This is a genomic window from Verrucomicrobiia bacterium (assembly GCA_036268055.1).
Lineage (GTDB): Bacteria > Verrucomicrobiota > Verrucomicrobiia > Limisphaerales > Pedosphaeraceae > DATAUW01.
Genome location: DATAUW010000017.1, coordinates 264,130 through 280,317 on the forward strand (window position 1 = coordinate 264,130; position 16,188 = coordinate 280,317).

Annotated in this window: 14 protein-coding genes; 9 read left to right on the forward strand and 5 right to left on the reverse strand. The window is 56.9% G+C overall.

What is annotated here, in order from left to right; translation table 11 throughout:
- Positions 1 to 56 precede the first annotated feature (56 nt).
- From waaF to lpxK, 3 genes are read right to left on the reverse strand one after another with little or no spacing between them, the layout of a single operon-like run.
- On the reverse strand, positions 57 to 1,163 hold the full coding sequence (gene waaF, locus VH413_11175; GenBank protein HEX3799253.1) for a lipopolysaccharide heptosyltransferase II: 1,107 nt from the start codon (positions 1,161 to 1,163) through the stop codon (positions 57 to 59).
- Positions 1,164 to 1,165: 2 nt separating this feature from the next.
- Positions 1,166 to 2,131: a hypothetical protein gene (locus VH413_11180; GenBank protein HEX3799254.1), complete on the reverse strand. Its 966-nt coding sequence runs from the start codon at positions 2,129 to 2,131 to the stop codon at positions 1,166 to 1,168.
- A gap of 2 nt (positions 2,132 to 2,133) precedes the next feature.
- A complete protein-coding gene (gene lpxK, locus VH413_11185; GenBank protein ID HEX3799255.1) occupies positions 2,134 to 3,306 on the reverse strand; it encodes a tetraacyldisaccharide 4'-kinase in 1,173 nt (390 codons plus the stop codon).
- Between the two features lie 316 nt (positions 3,307 to 3,622).
- On the opposite strand from lpxK, the gene VH413_11190 reads away from it, so the two are divergent.
- The gene (locus VH413_11190) at positions 3,623 to 4,234 is read left to right on the forward strand and encodes a sterol desaturase family protein (GenBank protein ID HEX3799256.1); all 612 of its coding nucleotides are present in this window, start codon (positions 3,623 to 3,625) and stop codon (positions 4,232 to 4,234) included.
- Between the two features lie 102 nt (positions 4,235 to 4,336).
- Here the strand turns inward: VH413_11190 and VH413_11195 are convergent, their stop codons facing one another.
- On the reverse strand, positions 4,337 to 5,329 hold the full coding sequence (locus VH413_11195) for a glycosyltransferase family 2 protein (protein ID HEX3799257.1): 993 nt from the start codon (positions 5,327 to 5,329) through the stop codon (positions 4,337 to 4,339).
- Between the two features lie 129 nt (positions 5,330 to 5,458).
- On the reverse strand, positions 5,459 to 6,343 hold the full coding sequence (locus VH413_11200) for a sulfotransferase domain-containing protein (protein HEX3799258.1): 885 nt from the start codon (positions 6,341 to 6,343) through the stop codon (positions 5,459 to 5,461).
- A 256-nt stretch (positions 6,344 to 6,599) separates the two neighbouring features.
- Here VH413_11200 and VH413_11205 point away from each other — a divergent pair, with 256 nt between their 5' ends.
- The 8 genes from VH413_11205 (at position 6,600) to VH413_11240 (ending at position 16,184) form a co-directional block, all read left to right on the forward strand.
- Positions 6,600 to 7,349 carry a polysaccharide deacetylase family protein gene (locus tag VH413_11205; GenBank protein ID HEX3799259.1) on the forward strand — a complete coding sequence of 250 codons (750 nt, stop codon included), beginning with the start codon at positions 6,600 to 6,602 and terminating at the stop codon, positions 7,347 to 7,349.
- Between the two features lie 15 nt (positions 7,350 to 7,364).
- The gene (locus VH413_11210; protein ID HEX3799260.1) at positions 7,365 to 7,952 is read left to right on the forward strand and encodes a DUF4254 domain-containing protein; all 588 of its coding nucleotides are present in this window, start codon (positions 7,365 to 7,367) and stop codon (positions 7,950 to 7,952) included.
- Between the two features lie 4 nt (positions 7,953 to 7,956).
- Positions 7,957 to 9,051 carry a glycosyltransferase family 9 protein gene (locus VH413_11215; protein ID HEX3799261.1) on the forward strand — a complete coding sequence of 365 codons (1,095 nt, stop codon included), beginning with the start codon at positions 7,957 to 7,959 and terminating at the stop codon, positions 9,049 to 9,051.
- Between the two features lie 13 nt (positions 9,052 to 9,064).
- Positions 9,065 to 10,126 carry a glycosyltransferase family 9 protein gene (locus VH413_11220; protein HEX3799262.1) on the forward strand — a complete coding sequence of 354 codons (1,062 nt, stop codon included), beginning with the start codon at positions 9,065 to 9,067 and terminating at the stop codon, positions 10,124 to 10,126.
- A gap of 47 nt (positions 10,127 to 10,173) precedes the next feature.
- Positions 10,174 to 12,348: an ABC transporter ATP-binding protein gene (locus VH413_11225; protein HEX3799263.1), complete on the forward strand. Its 2,175-nt coding sequence runs from the start codon at positions 10,174 to 10,176 to the stop codon at positions 12,346 to 12,348.
- A gap of 9 nt (positions 12,349 to 12,357) precedes the next feature.
- Complete coding sequence (locus VH413_11230; GenBank protein HEX3799264.1) at positions 12,358 to 13,299, forward strand: SDR family oxidoreductase; 942 nt, start codon at positions 12,358 to 12,360, stop codon at positions 13,297 to 13,299.
- A gap of 66 nt (positions 13,300 to 13,365) precedes the next feature.
- Positions 13,366 to 13,680: a hypothetical protein gene (locus VH413_11235; GenBank protein ID HEX3799265.1), complete on the forward strand. Its 315-nt coding sequence runs from the start codon at positions 13,366 to 13,368 to the stop codon at positions 13,678 to 13,680.
- Positions 13,681 to 13,931: 251 nt separating this feature from the next.
- Positions 13,932 to 16,184 carry a TonB-dependent receptor gene (locus VH413_11240; protein HEX3799266.1) on the forward strand — a complete coding sequence of 751 codons (2,253 nt, stop codon included), beginning with the start codon at positions 13,932 to 13,934 and terminating at the stop codon, positions 16,182 to 16,184.
- The last annotated feature ends 4 nt before the right edge of the window (positions 16,185 to 16,188 follow it).

Below are 16,188 nucleotides of genomic sequence, written 5' to 3' on the forward strand. Positions count from 1 at the left end.
CGATTTTTAACCGCGGAGATACGCGGAGGCGCGGAGAAAAAAAGAGAAATAAATTCCTAGAGCAATTTCAAAACTGACGAGACCACCATTTCGGTCGTGATATTTTTCATGCAGCGAAAATCAATCGGGCACTCGCGCAGGAAACACGGCGAGCAGGGAACCGGGACGCGAAGAATCTGGTTATGGGAATCACCTGGCAATCCCGGGCCGGTCAATTCCGGCGACGTGCTGCCGAACGGAACCACGACCGGCGTACCGAGCGCAGCGGCGAGATGCATCGGGCCGGAATCATTCGTCAGCATCACGCGGCAAAATTTTGCCGCCGCGCACAACTCCGCCAAATTCGTTTTTCCCGCGAGATTCATGGCCGCGCCCTCGCCCGTCGCGCGCGAAATATTTTCTGCGATTCGCCCGCACATTTCCGCGTCCGATCCCAGGCCGAAAATCAGCCACCGGCAATTCGTCCGGCGCCGCACTTCAATCGCCGCTTCCGTGAAGCGTTCCTCCGGCCAGCGCTTCGCCGGGCCGTACTCCGCCGTCGGATTCATCCCCAGCCATATTTGTCCCGGCGCGGCCTCCAACCCAAATTTTTTCGCGAATTGTTCGACCGCATTTTCGGCCACCACTAACTTCGGCGGCAGCGGTTCGGGTTTGCCGCCGAGCGTGGCGACCAAATGCAAATAGTGAAACATCTGGTGCGCGCTTGCTGGCGGCGGCGGCTCAATGGTCCCGCGCTGGATGAGTTCGCGAATCTCCGGCTCGGTCCGCTTGTGCATTTCAACCATGTCCGGCCGCAACGGAATCGTTTCGGTCAGCAACAGATTGCGCCACGGTTGTGCGTAACCAATCCGGCGCGGAATCCCGGCCCACCAAACATCCAGCGCCGAGCGTGGCGAATTGGGCAGCACAATGGCGAGATCAAAATTTCCGTCGCGCAAACGCCGGCCAACCCGCCACGAATTTTCCTCTGTCGAAAAAGTTTCCACCGCATCCAGCGCCGGATGCCCCTGCCAAAGACCGCCCAGCTTGGCATGAGTGAGCAGCGTGATATGCGACCGGGGCAAAGCCTCGCGCAACCGCAGCAGCGCCGGCGTCGTCATCACCGCATCGCCGAGCCAGTTGACGCCGCGCACGAGAATTTTTTCGGGAATCGCGCGCGACATAATTAAGTATGGGCGGAGCGATTCGTCTTGTCGGCAGCGGATTCGGAATCATCTTTGCCTTCGGTCGCGTCCGCCAGCGAGCTTTTAAGCCGCGACGGTTTCCAGCGTTTATGTACCCAAAACCAATTCGCAGGATCGCGGCGAACCGCAATTTCAAAGGCGCGGTTCACGTCCAGCATGATCGCGGCGGGCGAACGCGGTTCGCCATTCACCTGCGTCGGAATCGCATCGCCGACTTCCACCTGCCAATGGCCCGGCTTCGTGCGAAAACAAATCGCCGTGTGCAGCGGCATGTCATAGCGTAGCGCAAAAATCGCCGGCGCCTTCGTGGTGTTGCAATCGTGGCCGAGAAAAGGCAGCCGCAAACCGTGATCCCCGGAATGCTGGTCGGACAACAGGCCGAGCAAAAGGTTATGCGTGCGCAACGCCGTACGGAGGGCCGCGCCATCATTGCGGCGCTCAAAATAAAGACAACCCGTGCCCTCGCGAAGCCGCTGCATCACGCGATTGATCGCGGGATTTTTCAATGCGCGATACGTCGTAGCGCGCTGGTATCGCGGCAGTTCACGGGCGAGCTGCGCGAACAATTCGAAATTTCCAAAATGCCCGATGGCCACAATCACGCTGGCCGTGGGTTTTGCCGCGATGGAATGGGACACCTTCTCCGCGCCGATGACTTCGATGCGATGGCTGAGTTGTTCGTAAGTCATACGCGACGACCGGATCGCGCTTAAAAAATTTTCGCCGATGCGCTTGAAATTTTCCTTCGCCAGCGCGCGGATTTCCTCGGGCGATTTTTCCTTGCCGAAACACATCGTCAAATTGTTGATCGCGACTTTTCGATGCCGCGCGTCCAGCGTATAAACGATTCCGCCGAGAAAACGTCCCACCCGGCTCGCGCCGTCGAGCGACAGTTTTTGAAACAAGCCGATGATTCCGCTCGCCAAGTAATAGAGAATCGTATCCATCGTCAGCGGAAACAGATTTTGCGGACGCAATCCTGGAAACCGTCGGCGCCGTTAAGAATTTTGATTTCCACGCGCATGAAATAAATCGGCAGGTCGCGGCGGTCGAGCTTTGGAAACCGCACCGCGTCCTTTTGCGTGGTGATGATCAGTTCGGCCTGGCGTTTCTTTCCGCGATTGATGGCGTTGAGAATTTCCTGCTGGGAAAACCGATGATGGTCGGCGAACCGCTTCGAATAAACCAGCGAGCCCGCCAGCGCCGCCAAACTTTCCTCAAAACTTTCCGGCTGCGCGATGCCGCTCAACGACGCCACGCGCCGGCCCCTAATTAAATCCAGCCCGTGCTGCTGCCCGGTGAAGACATCCTCAAAATAAAGCGGATGATGAATGCACTCGATGATGCTCGCCGTAGGATTATGCTCCGCGATGCGTTTGCGCAACCCCTCCGTCTGCCCATCGCTCTTGGTGATAAAAATCGTATTCGCGCGCGCCAGGTGCGAAGGCGGCTCACGCAACGTCCCGCGCGGCAGCAAACGCTCGTTGCCAAACGGCTGCTGGCAATCAATCAAAACGATGTCATGCCGCCGCCCGCGCAATTTCCAATATTGAAACCCATCGTCCAGCAACAGCGTATCGCAGCCGAATTTTTCAATCGCGTAACGTCCCGCTTTCACGCGGTCCTTGTCCACAAGCACGACGACATTTTTGAGATTGGACGCCAGCATGAACGGCTCGTCACCCGCCGTTTCGGAATCGAGCAAAAGCGATTTGCCATCCGAAACCACCCTCGGCGGCGTGCTGTCCTCGCGGAACAAAATTTTATTCTTGAGCCGCACACTCAGGGGTGCGGGCTTGGAACGATACCCGCGTGAAAGGATCGCGACCGTGCGGCCCTCGTCCTGAAGTTCGCGCGCGAATTTTTCGACCACGGGTGTCTTGCCCGTGCCGCCGACGGTGAGATTGCCGATGGCGATGACCTGCACGCCGAGGGTGGAATCGCGCAGGATGCGGACATTGTAAAGAAACCGGCGAAATTTTACCAGGACTTGAAAAATCTTCGACAAAAAGTACAGCAGCGAGCGCACGATCGCGGCCCGGTAGCCGCGGCGTTGCTCAAAAATAACCTCAAGGAAGAAGGTTTCGAGATTTTCCGTCCAGTCACGGAAGTATTCGCGCATTGAACCAAGTGTGCCAACGGAGTGCGTTTTGGGCAAGCGGAACGGTGCGCCGCCGGGGCAAAAAAATGGCTTGTGATTTGCTTTGTATGTCCCGCAGGCCCGCAGATGCAAAAAATGCCGCATCAAAATGCGACGCCGCACAAAAATTGAGACAGTGTAGGACGCGCGATGACACGCGAGTCAGTTTCATATTGACTGTCCCTGGATAAGAAACGACAATAACTTATAGCATCGAGGTTATTACTGAGCCGTACGATTAATGTTCCCGGGTGGGAATGTCTCAGTGATAAGGTGTCGAGCGCTAACGACAATAATTATGCATAGTTTTACCTTTTGGATGACAATCGGGTTCATTGCCGCCGTGGTTTTCGCTTCATTTTTTGAATGGGCGCTCCACAAATATTTCATGCACCGCCCAATCGGGAAATTTGATTACGCCTTCCGCGCGCACGCTCTCGTGCATCATCAGACTTTCAAGGCCGACCATACCTATCATTTGATCAATGAGAAGGATAAGAAAACCATTCCGATGGCCTGGTGGAACGGCCCGGTGTTGATCGCCTTGGGCAGCCTGCCGTTCATCGCGGCTTCGTGGCTGGTTGGAACGTGGGCGATCATCGTCGGTTCAGTCATCGCCACGGCGTGCTATTACGGCGCTTACGAATACATGCACTGGTGCATGCATCTGCCGAAGAAGCGCGACATTGAACGCTCCGGGATTTATTTCCGCCTCAATGGTCATCATCTGCTGCACCATCGCTACATGCACAAGAATTTCAACGTCGTTCTTCCCCTCGCCGATCTGCTCCTCGGCACCTTGCTCCTCCGCTCGAAAGTCCATTTCAAACAAGCCGAAGGCCCCGCCGTCCCGAACGTCCAGCCGCGCGTCCGCAAACCGCATCTGCCGAAGTTCGCGACGATCAAATAATTTTTCGCAACTCCATTTACCGGCGTGATTGCCTCGGCAATCGCGCCGTTTTTATTTTCAGGATTGCCTATTTGAAAACTTGCTTACCTCATTGTGAAAGGCTCAACGTGAATTCAATATTTCTCGTCTCAACTTTTGCAAACGCGCCGTGGCCCGCTCGCGAGCGAACCGGTTTTTCCACGCGCTGGGATTGAGTATCCACGGCAAGCCTTCGCGCCGATTGTGATCGAACGCGCTCTTCGCATCCAGATAGGAAGTCAACTCATCCATCAATTCCGGCCAATGCAGCCGCGCGAATTCGTCATCGTTGATCGCGCCGTTGCGACGCCACAATTCCATCGCTGCCTTCAACACGGCATTAGCGCGCGCCGCTTCGCGATAGGTTTTCTTTTCCGCATCCGAACCGCCCGCCGGATGCACAAGAAATGATGAAAAATGTCCCGGCACAACTCCGAACACCGCTTCCGCCGCGTGTTGCAAACCCCACGCACCGTCGCCCGTGGTGCCGAACTCCGTGGGAAACGGCAGGCGCTTCATCAATTCCGTGCGGTATAAATTGCTGGCCGAGCTTCCGAGGATCGCGCCCTTCATCTGCATCACCGCAAAAATCACCGCTTCGAGTTTCGCCAACCGTTGCGGTGCGGTGACGTTGAGCATGGCGATGATGTCGTCAATCGGCCACCAGTTATCCGACAGCGGTTGATCGTTCAAATCGCGAAACGCCGGTTTGCTGATAACCACGTCGCATTTCAAATCATCCGCCGCGCGCAAAAGTTTTTGGATGCCTTCGCGCGTGATTAGGTCGCCAGTCGTTGCGATAAAAACAAATTCGGACCGCACCTGCGCGATGCCGTGGTTCCATGACGCATATAATCCCGGCGGATGCGTCGCGTAAGTGACTCGCGGATGTTTAAGATGCTCGCGCAAATATTCGAGCGTGCCGTCCGTCGAGAAACTGTCCACCACCACCACTTCCGCCGCGAGATCTAGCCATTCGCCCAGCCCTTTCAGATGCGCGGGCAAATAGGGACGCGAGTTTTTTGTGGGAATGACGACGCCCAGTTGAGGCAATGATTGGTCGGTCGGTTGCGGCATGGTTCAGGGAGCACTGGCATCCCTGTGGGCGTGCGCGCTCAAAAAGTATGAACCATGTTTACCACGAAGCTGTAAAGGCAAAAGGTGGATTGACCGCGGGTCCCTACAGAAAGCGGTCCGCAAAAATGCTTATGCCGACACCCGCGCCGCCGGAACAAATTGCGGCTCGGTCATGACCGGCTCGACCGCTGAGGGAACAAACGCCTTCGGCTCTTCCACCTCGTAACCATGCAACCGCAAAGTTTTCCCGGCTTCACTCAAAAATGCGGCGACGACTTCGGGCGGCATTTCATCTTTGTGACTCCCCGCCACGCCGCGCCGGAAGAAAAATTTATCCTTGGGCCATGCACTCTGTCCGCCCCAGCCGATGCTCGCTTCCTTTTCACGAAGACTGCTGAATTGCGCGCCCTCAGCCACGGCGCTCAACGCCGCGCGATCCCGGAGCAAACCAATAAATTCGCAAAAACGCTCCAGCTCCGTGACCGGCTGTTCGAGCATGTCCTCGTATTTGATCACGATCATTTGTGCGTCGAAAGGATTTTGCGTCCACGCTTCGACGTGCTCATGCCACTTCGACGAAGAATGGCGGATGGGATTATTGACGAACTCAAGAAAATTCAATTTCCGTTTTTCCAACGCCTCGGCGTAATGCAAAAATGAGACCATCGCGTCGCGGCCATCGCGCAACAAATAAACCACGCGACGATAATGCGGCTGCGGCAGTGCGTGAGACTTGAAATAAGTGGGCGTGGAGTAGCGGCGGTAAAATTCATTGGCATGCACGTCGGGCACGAGATCGCTGGCGAGCGACGGCGGACCGACGCGCGGATTGACACCATGCACCAGCCCTGATACCAGGTTTTGAAACCACGTATTTCCCGACTTGGGATAGCCCACGATAAAAACATCTTGTGGGAGGGTATCGTGGATGTAGGAAAAACCTTTGGGGACGCGGGGACGTTGAAAGGGGAGAAATTTCTTAAGAAAATGGGCCGGTTTGCCAGCACGTATCATATACAACAGCTTTCTATTATTTCCGCAGGCAGCACGCACCGCCGCACGAGTAGGGCACAACTTTGCACGCGAGGTGCGTCACATCAAGTTATTTGTCCACTGGATCCCGAGGAACCACAACTTATATGACTCATGGCCAGGACAAATGTTACAACCTATTTAGCCCCGTTTTGCCGGTTGCGCAAATCGAATGGGAACCTCCACCGTGGATTTATTTAAATTTGTGCGTCTGCGGGCGCTCTGTTACTAGTAGGGCGTGTCATCTGTTAAGCCCGGACATTATACTTCGCTGAAATCGTTCCGTAAATGGTTCGAGACCGGCAAACCTTGCCTCACGTACCACAAAATCGGTCCGCGCCCGGCCGGCGTGCGCATCAAGGGCCTCTACGTCAGTGCCGACCTTCTGAAACGCCAGCTTGAGGAACTCGCCGAAGCCGGTTTCCATACTCCCGCTTACGGCGAAATGCCCGCCAGTTCAAACGCCGCCAAAGCCATTTCGCTTACCTTTGACGACGGCTTTCTCAATGCCTTTGAAAGCGCCCTTCAACCGCTGGCGCAACATCGTTTTCGCGCCATGCTCTTTCTCGTGGCCGACCGCCTTGGCCAATATAATGAATGGGAAACTCTCCTCGGCGAAGTGCGCGAACCGTTGATGGATGCCGCCCAGGTGCGCGATTGGCTGGCCGCCGGTCACGAGATCGGTGCCCACACGCTGACGCATCCGTTTCTGACCCGCGTCAGTTCCCGCGAGGCCCGCGAGGAAGTTTTCTCCAGTAAGAAAAAGCTCGAAGATCAATTCGGCGTGCCCGTGCAGCATTTTTGCTATCCGTATGGCGATTGGAACGACCACGTGCTCGACTTGGTGCGCGAAGCCGGTTACGCCACGTCCTGCACCACGGACTTCGGGGTGAATACCACCACCACGCCGCCGCTGGAATTGAAACGCATCATGGCGCGGCATCGTTCCATCAGCATCAAGGCGATCAAGGCGCGCCTCGCGAGCTAGGCACTCTCTCATCCATTGAAACCGCCCCTCGACATCGCCGAAATCGTCCGCCAGCAAGCCGCGTGGACGGTCCAATGGCATGACGCCGCCACCCCGCCGCGCACCGGCGCGCCCTGGCCCGCGATCGAACAGAATCACCGGATGAATTTCGATTTGTGGCACGAGGAAGACATTGCGCGCCGCGACGACCTCGGTTCCGACCGCATCCGCGAAGCCAAGCGCGTGATTGACCGTTGCAACCAAACCCGCAATGACGCCGTCGAACAAATAGACGTCTGGCTGCTCAGTCAGTTGCCGCCCGCCAACCTTGCCAGCCCGCAACATTCGGAAACGCCGGGCATGATCATTGACCGGTTGTCCATTCTTTCGCTGAAGCTCTACCACATGCGCATCGAAGCGGCGCGCGAGACGGTCAGCGAGGAACATCGAACCAAATGCCGCAACAAAGCGCTCATCCTCGAGGAGCAAACGCGCGACCTCGAAAAGTCCATGGCCGATTTGCTGGCGGCATTCGGTAATGGCTCGCGACATTTCAAGTTGTACCGCCAATTCAAGATGTATAACGACGCCTCGCTCAACCCGCAGCTTTACGGCACGAAATAATCCCATGCCGCAAGTCAACCGGTCTGCCCGCCCGCGCTCCGTTGAGACTTTCTACGCGGACACGCGCAACGCCCGGCGGATCGTCGTCCTCGAACCCGGCGTTCTCGGCGATACCGTTCACTTGCTGCCCGCACTTTGGACCTTGCGCGAAAATTATCCCGATGCCGAGATTCACGCGACGTGCAGTCCTGTGGGCGAAAAGATTTTGCGCCTCGCCGGTTGTTGCGACCGCTTGTGGCCGCTTCAGCAATCCCACGCGCAACGCACCCTGAGCGAGCAATTCAAAGTGCTTCGCGCGTTGCGGCGTCTCCGCATTGACGCCTCTTTCAATTTCAACGACAACGACCGCAACACCATTCACGCCGCCATCGTAAGCGCGCGTCATCGCGTCGGGCAGAACCGCGGCAACTGGCATTTCTGGAGCCGTTTCTGCATCCCGAATTGGCACTTCGCACCCCCCGAAGATCGTCAACTACCGATGTACGAACAGCAGCGCCGCTTGCTCGAAGCGTGCGGAATGACTCTAAAGCCCGCGAAGTTCAACCTCACCCTGCCCGCCGAAGCGCATGCGTGGGCCGCTGCCAATGTGCCCGCCGGCGCGATTCATTTCGCCGTCAATTCCAGCACGCACTTGCGCGAGTGGCCTTTGGATAAATGGATTGAACTCGGCCGCCGTTTGCTGGCGGACAATCCCGCGCTTGAAATCGTCGCCACCGGCAGCCCGCAGGCGCGCGATGCCCAGCGCCATGAACAATTAATCGCGGGCGTCAACAATCCCCGTTTAAAAGTTTTGCAAGCTTCGCCGATTGAATTGGCCGCCTTGTTCGCGCGCTGCGCATTGCAGATTGGCGGCGATTCCGGCGCGCTGCATCTCGCACTCGCCATGAACACGCCGACCATTGCGCTTTATCGCGAATATCCCACGATGGCAGAATGGGCTCCGCGTGGGCCGCGCGCGCGCGTTCTCTCAGTTCCGTGTTCCTGTATCATGGAAAAAAAAGCCGCCTGTGATAACGCCGCCACCGCGCGCTGCATGGAACATCTGCCGGTCGAAACCGTCTTCGCCGCCGTGAAGGATTTGTTGAAAGCCACGTCGTAAAATGAAATCGGCCATGCCTTTGCGCATATTGATGTTGAAAAGCCAGAGCGCGGGCATCGGTGATTTATTGCGCGGCTCGGCCGCATGGCGCGCGCTCAAGGATCGTTTTCCCGGCGCGGAATTACATCTGCTGTTTCTGACGCGGGAGCCGGGTTACAGTTCAGAACGATTCATCGCGCGACACCATCTCTTGAACAGTTTTTGTTCGCTCGACAAACGCACCAAGGGCATCGCGGGCTGGCGCAAACTTTTTTTGGCCGCAAAAGCTTACGCCGAAACTTTTCATCCCGATCTCATCATAGATTTTGAGCCGAAAGGCGCGCGCACGTCGTTGCTGGCTTTTTTGCTTGGGCGAAGTCTCGGTGCGACGACGGTCGGCATCAATGAAGTCCCGTTGCGCGGCGCGTTTTACGATCTCGTCGCGGTCTCGAACAAAACCTTCGCGACCCAGCGCGGTTTGCCCGAATGGTTTGAATATACCAATCGTGATTTTGTCGCGCTGTCCGCGCTGGGAATCGAGCGCGGACACACCGCCATCGAACTCGAAGAAACCATCGAGGGCCGCGAATTTCGCGAACAGTTTCGCCGCCGCCACGGTTTGCCCGAGAATGCGCGTTTGCTCGGCCTGAACATTGGTTGTGGAACCCCCGGAGCCATCACACGCCGCCCTTCGCTGCCGCTGCTTTCAAAACTCACCGCGCAGCTTGAAAAAACTTATAACCTGCATTTGGTTGTGGGTCTCGGTTCGCCTGCCGAAGCCGAAGTGGACCGCGAATTCGTCGAGCTTCACAAACTGGATTCCGATGCGCCCGTGATCAATCTCAACGGCAAAACCAGCTTGCTCGAATTAAGCGGTCTTATCAAAACGTGCGACCTTTTCATTACGGGCGACACCGGCCCCTATCACATGGCGGTTGGCTTGCGCACGCCGACCCTGACCGTTTTTAATCACGAGTACTCCATCGCCTATCATTCGCATCCGTGGGTGAAGTGCGTGGTGGCCGCGAATCTCGAGGATGTTCCCCGGCTCGCGCACGCGGCGGATGAATTGCTCGCGGCAAAACCTCCGCAGTAAATCCTTTGCAGCCAACGTGCTTCTGATGCAGATTCATCCTCATTGACATGGTGCTGTTCCTCAAAAAGCTGTTGCATCTCTGCCGCCCGTATCGCCAGCGGCTGGTGCTCGGCGTAATGACGGGACTCATCGGCGGCGCGTTGGAAGCGCTGCTCATGCTCAGCATCAAGCTCGCCATAGACGTGGCCTTTCCCGGCGCGAACACGCTTTCCGCGAACACTCCCACGTTCACTCCCGGCAGCATCTTGAGCGTGCCCGCTTTTGTGAGTGAACTGCGCGAACCCACGAATCAGGTTTCGCAATATCTCGTGGCGCACTTTTCTCCGGCCACCCGGCAAAAACTTTCCACCTTCAACACCACCAACACGCCGCCGCTTTTCGCCGAATCGCTCGCCGGTGAACTCAACGTCACCCTCCTCGACCCGTCGCTTTACAATCCACAACTATTTCCCAGCCAAATTCTCAGTCCCAGCGCGCGCGTTCTAATGGCGCAAAAACCCGATGTCAATAATCTGGCCAAGCGCAATCGTGTGCTGCTCGAAAGCGCCTATCCCGGTGTGCTGGCGACGGTCAAGCTGCCCTTCCTCGACAAACATCCGTGGGCGCGCGAAGAGTTGGCGCGGCTGACGAGTTTGCTGCCGGACATCCACAGCAACCGCACCTTGAGCATCGCTTTTGTGATTCTCGTGATTCCCCTGATGATGCTGTTGCGCGGCGCGGTCTCGTACTTGAACGTCTATTTTCTGCAATGGGTCGCGGTGCGGGCCATCACGGACTTGCGCACGAAATTGTTCGCGCACCTGATGAACCTGCCGCTGGCGTTCATGAATAAATTAAGCACCGGCGAATTGATTTCGCGCGTCATGGGCGACACCGTTTCGGTGCAAAACGCCATCAGTAATTCGCTCGTGGTGATCATCAAGGACCCCGCCACTTTGATCGGCTTGATCGTGCTGCTGCTCTGGCAACAGCCGATGCTCACGCTGGTTTCCCTGATTGTGTTTCCCGTCTGTCTCGTGCCGATCGTCATTTACGCGCGCAAGGTCCGCCAATCAAGCCGCGCCATCCAAAATCATTACGCCGAACTCGCGCGCATCATCCACGAATCCTTCACCGGTAATCGCATCATCAAGGCTTACAATCTTGAAAGCAACGTGGTGGCGCAATTTCGCGATGCCTCCGGCCGTTTCATCGGCCATTACATGCGCTCGGTGCGCGCGGGTGAAATGCCCGGGCCGCTCATCGAATTTTTTGGCGCCATCGGCATCGCCTGTCTCTTCTACTACATCCTCGTCATCGCGCGGCAGGCGATTGATGTCGGCTCGTTCGTGCTGTTCGTCGGCAGCGTATTTTCCATGTATAAACCGGTCAAATCGTTGAGCCGTCTTTACAGTCAAATCGAACAGGCCAACGCCTCCAGCCAGCGCGTGTTTGAATTGCTCGACACAGTTTCCACATTGCCCGAACCGTCAAATCCCTTGTCATTAAAGGCCGTCGGTGCGGAAATTCGCTTTGAATCAGTCAATTTCAACTACGACGCCAAACCCGTTTTGCACGATTTTTCGCTCATAGTGAAACCCGGGCAGATGGTCGCGCTCGTTGGCCTGAGCGGCTCGGGAAAAACCACCATCGCGAATCTTCTCCTGCGCTTTTACGATCCTCTCAGCGGCGCGGTGCGCGTCGGCGGCGTGAATATTCGCGATGTCACAACCCGGGATTTGCGCAGCCAAATCGCGGTGGTGACTCAGGAGACTTTGTTGTTCGACGAAACCATCCGCCGAAATATCGAGATGGGCCGCCCGGGCGCAACCGAGGCGGAAATCATCGCCGCCGCCAGGCACGCCCACGCGCACGATTTCATCATGGAAAAACCCCAGGGCTACGACACGATGATCGGCGAAAAAGGCGTGAATCTTTCCGGCGGCCAAAAGCAGCGTCTCGCCATCGCGCGCGCGATTGTCAAAAACGCGCCGATTCTCATCCTCGACGAAGCCACCAGCGCGCTCGACACGCAGGCCGAACGCGGAGTGCAAACCGCTCTTGAAGAACTAATGGTGGGCCGCACCACCCTGTGCATCGCGCATCGGTTGTCCACGATTCAAAACGCGGATGTCATCGTCGTGTTGGAACAGGGCCGCATCGTGGAAACCGGCCGCCACGAAGAGTTGATGAAGCACGACGGCGTCTATCGGCGGCTATACGAATTGCCGTCCGAAGGCTGACGCACCTATATGAAGGCACTCGTAACCGGCGGCGCGGGATTCATCGGTTCGCACCTGGCCGAGGCGTTGTGCCGGCGCGGGGCCAGCGTGATCGCGCTGGACAATCTTTCGCTTGGGAAAGTCGCCAACCTCGCGTGGCGCGGAAACGGCGATACGCTGGAATTTGTCGAAGGCGATGTCGCGAACGAAACGCTGGTGAAAAAACTTATCGCCGGTTGCGATTGGGTTTTTCACGAAGCCGCCATGCCTTCGGTTCCGGTCTCGGTCGCCAAACCCATCGAAACCAATGCGCAAAATATTGATGCGACCTTGCGCCTGCTGGTTCTCGCGCGCGACGCGGGCGTGAAACGATTTTTATTCGCGTCGTCCTCTTCGATTTACGGCGACGTGGATGTGCCCGCCAAGCACGAAGCCTTGCCGCCGAGCCCGCTCTCGCCGTACGCGCTGCAAAAATATGCCGCCGAAAAATATTGCCAGTTATTTCACCGGCTCTACGGCTTGCCCACGGTGGCGTTGCGTTATTTTAACGTGTTCGGGCCGCGCCAGGCATTCGGTTCGCCGTATTCGGGCGTCATCGCGAAATTTTGCACCGGCATGCTGGCGGGCAACGCGCCGGTGATTTATGGGGATGGCTTGCAGGCGCGTGATTTTACTTTCATCGCAAATGTCGTGCACGCAAACCTGCTCGCCGCCGAAGCGCCGGATGCCGCCGGAAAAGTTTTCAATGTCGCCGCCGGCCAAAGCATTTCGTTGCTGGATCTCGTCGCCGAACTCAATCGCCTTACCGGCCAGAATTTGCAGCCGCAATTCGAGCCCATGCGCACCGGCGACGTGCGCTCCTCGCTCGCCGATATTTCCGCCGCCCGGCGCGAGCTTGGCTATGAAGTCGAAGTGACGTGGCAGGAGGGCTTGCGGCGAACCCTGGATTTTTATCGCGGCGCGGCAAAGTAAGGGAAATTTTTTCAAGCCCTTGACAGACCCATTGCCCGCGTGCTTTATTGAAAGCCATTCGCGCGCGTGAATAAAATTTTCCAACCCGGAAAAATTGCCCGGCCTGCTTCAGGTTTCGTGCTGACGGCGTTGGTTCTGCTTCTCTCGTTCGCCGGCGCCAGCCCGCAACTTCACAAACTGCTCCACCCGGACGCCGACTCGCCGGACCATAGTTGCGCCGTTACACTTTTCGCCCACGGCCAGGTGGACGCCGCCAGCGTCTCGACCGTGGTCGTCGGCATCGCCGTTCTTTTCGTCGGCATCGCCCTGCTGGCCGAAACCTTGGTTCTTCCCCTTGCGGACTATCGTTATTCTCCGAGCCGCGCTCCTCCCGTTTCATAGCCGGATCCAAAACCATCTCGCCAAATCCGTCTGTTCACAGACGGGTTTCGTCGGGCTGTGGAGAAACAGTTTCAACTGCGTTTTGGGTTCAACTCACTTGGCGGATATTCACCTGTGATCTCTCCATCCGGGCGATGATTCTCCGCTAAAAAATTAATCCGTTCGAAATGGCTTTTACGCCGCGCCTTTTGGTGTGGCCGCAATCGCCGTGAACCTCAATCCATTGAAAACTTTTAATATTTGTCCCAGCTATGAAAACCTCTCTTTTTCCATCTCCATCATTCCGTCGCAACATTCCCCCCACCAACCGGCGCGCTTATTGGACGGTCATTGCCCTCGCATCCCTCGGTGCCACGGCTCACGCGCAAACCACCAATGCCCCGGCCATTCCCACCCCTACAAATACAACGCCGGCATCCGTCCTTGACACCAACATAACGCAGCTTCACGACACCACCGTCTTCAGCAAGCTCGATCAGGCCCGCACCGCCATCCTCCCGGATCTCGGCGCCACCGTTTCAACGATGAGCGCTGCCCAAATCAATTCCGGCTCGCGCGGCGCGGATGCGCCTTTCAACGAACTCATCCTGCGCTTCCCCGGTGTCGCGCAGGATTCGGCGGCGAACGGCGATCTTCACGTTCGCGGTGAACATGCGAATTTGCAGTATCGCATCAACGACGTGTTGCTGCCCGAGGGCATCACCGGCTTCGGTTTGGAACTCGACCCGCGCTTCGTCGAAAACCTGAAATTCATCACTGGCTCGCTTCCTGCACAATACGGCTTTCGCACGGCGGGCGTCGTGGACATCCAGACCAAGAGCGGCGCGTTTGAAAACGGCGGCCAATTCGAGATGTTTGGCGGCAGCCACGATACCTTGCGTCCGTCCATCGAATACGGCGGTTCGGAGGGCAACCTGAATTACTTCGTGGATGCCAGCTACGAGCATAATACCCTCGGCATCGAAAATCCGCAGCCCACCAGCGAAGCCATCCATGACAAGACCGACCAGGGAAAACTGTTTTCTTATTTCTCGTACCTCCTCGACGACACCAGCCGCGTCAATATCATGCTCAGCGCATCGGACAGCAACTTCCAGGTCCCCGATGTCACCGGCAACAATACCGCGGCTTTTCCCGGCGCGCCGGGACAGCCAGCCACGTTCGATTCCGCCAATCTCAACGAGAATCAGAACGAACAGAATTATTACGCGGTCGTCACTTATCAAAAAACCGCAGGCGACCTGAATCTGCAAGTCTCCGCCATCGGCCGCGAAAGCAGTGTCCACTTCATGCCCGATCCTGAAGGCGGCGATTTGTTTTTCGACGGCGCATCCAGCGATGTCTATCGCCGTCTCCGATCCGGCGGACTGCAAGCGGACGCGAGTTATTATTTGAACGATAAACACACCTTGCGCGGCGGAATGATCTTCGATGGCGAAACTGTTTATGCTGGTTCGCTCAACACGGTCTTCGACATTGATCCGATGTCGGGCGACCTCAGCGGCCCGCGGCAGATCCCCGACAGCCAGCATCTTTACGGTTTGTTCACCGGTTTCTATTTGCAGGACGAATGGAAAATCCTGCCGCAAGTGACGATCAACTACGGCGCGCGTTTTGATATTTTCAATTCATCCTTCGACAACGAAAATCAACTCAGCCCGCGCGTCAATATCATCTACGAACCCACGGATAAAACGACGCTCCACGCGGGCTATGCGCGTTACTTCACACCGCCGCCGGTGGAAAATGTCCCTTCGAGCGCGGTGGCGCTGTTCGATAACACATCCAACGCGGCAGGCACTGATCAGGACAGTCCGGTGAAAGCGGAGCGTTCGCATTATTTCGACGCCGGCGTCAGCCAGGAACTTTTTCCGGGCTTCCGCGCGGGCGTGGATGGTTATTATAAAAAAGCCAAGAACCAGCTCGACGACGGTTTGTTCGGGCAGACGTTGATTCTCTCCGCGTTCAACTACGCAAAGGGCGAAGTCTATGGGACCGAGTTCACCTTTGATTATACGCACGGCGGTTTTTCGGCCTATGCGAACATCGCGTATTCCGTGGCGAAGGGTGAGGACTTCGTGTCCTCGCAATTCCTGTTCGACCCGGGCGATATCGCTTACGCGCAGAACCATTACATCAACCTGGACCACGATCAAACCGTGTCCGGTTCATTCGGCGCCTCTTACAAGTTTAACGAGACGAAGCGTTTCGCCACGATGTTTTATGTGGATGCCCTTTATGGCAGCGGCCTGCGTACCGACTCGACCGCAGCCGATGGCTCCAACATCCCCAACGGCGGCACCGTGCCTTCCTACTACACCGTGAATTGCGGCGTGGAGCAGGTCTTCAAGCTCAACCACAAGCAATCGCTGAAAGCGCGCATTGACCTGGTGAATCTCACCGATGCGGTTTACGAATTGCGCGATGGCCAGGGCGTGGGCGTCAACGCCGCGCAATTTGGCGCGCGGCGCGGAATCTTCGGTTCATTGAGTTACACATTCTAAGTAA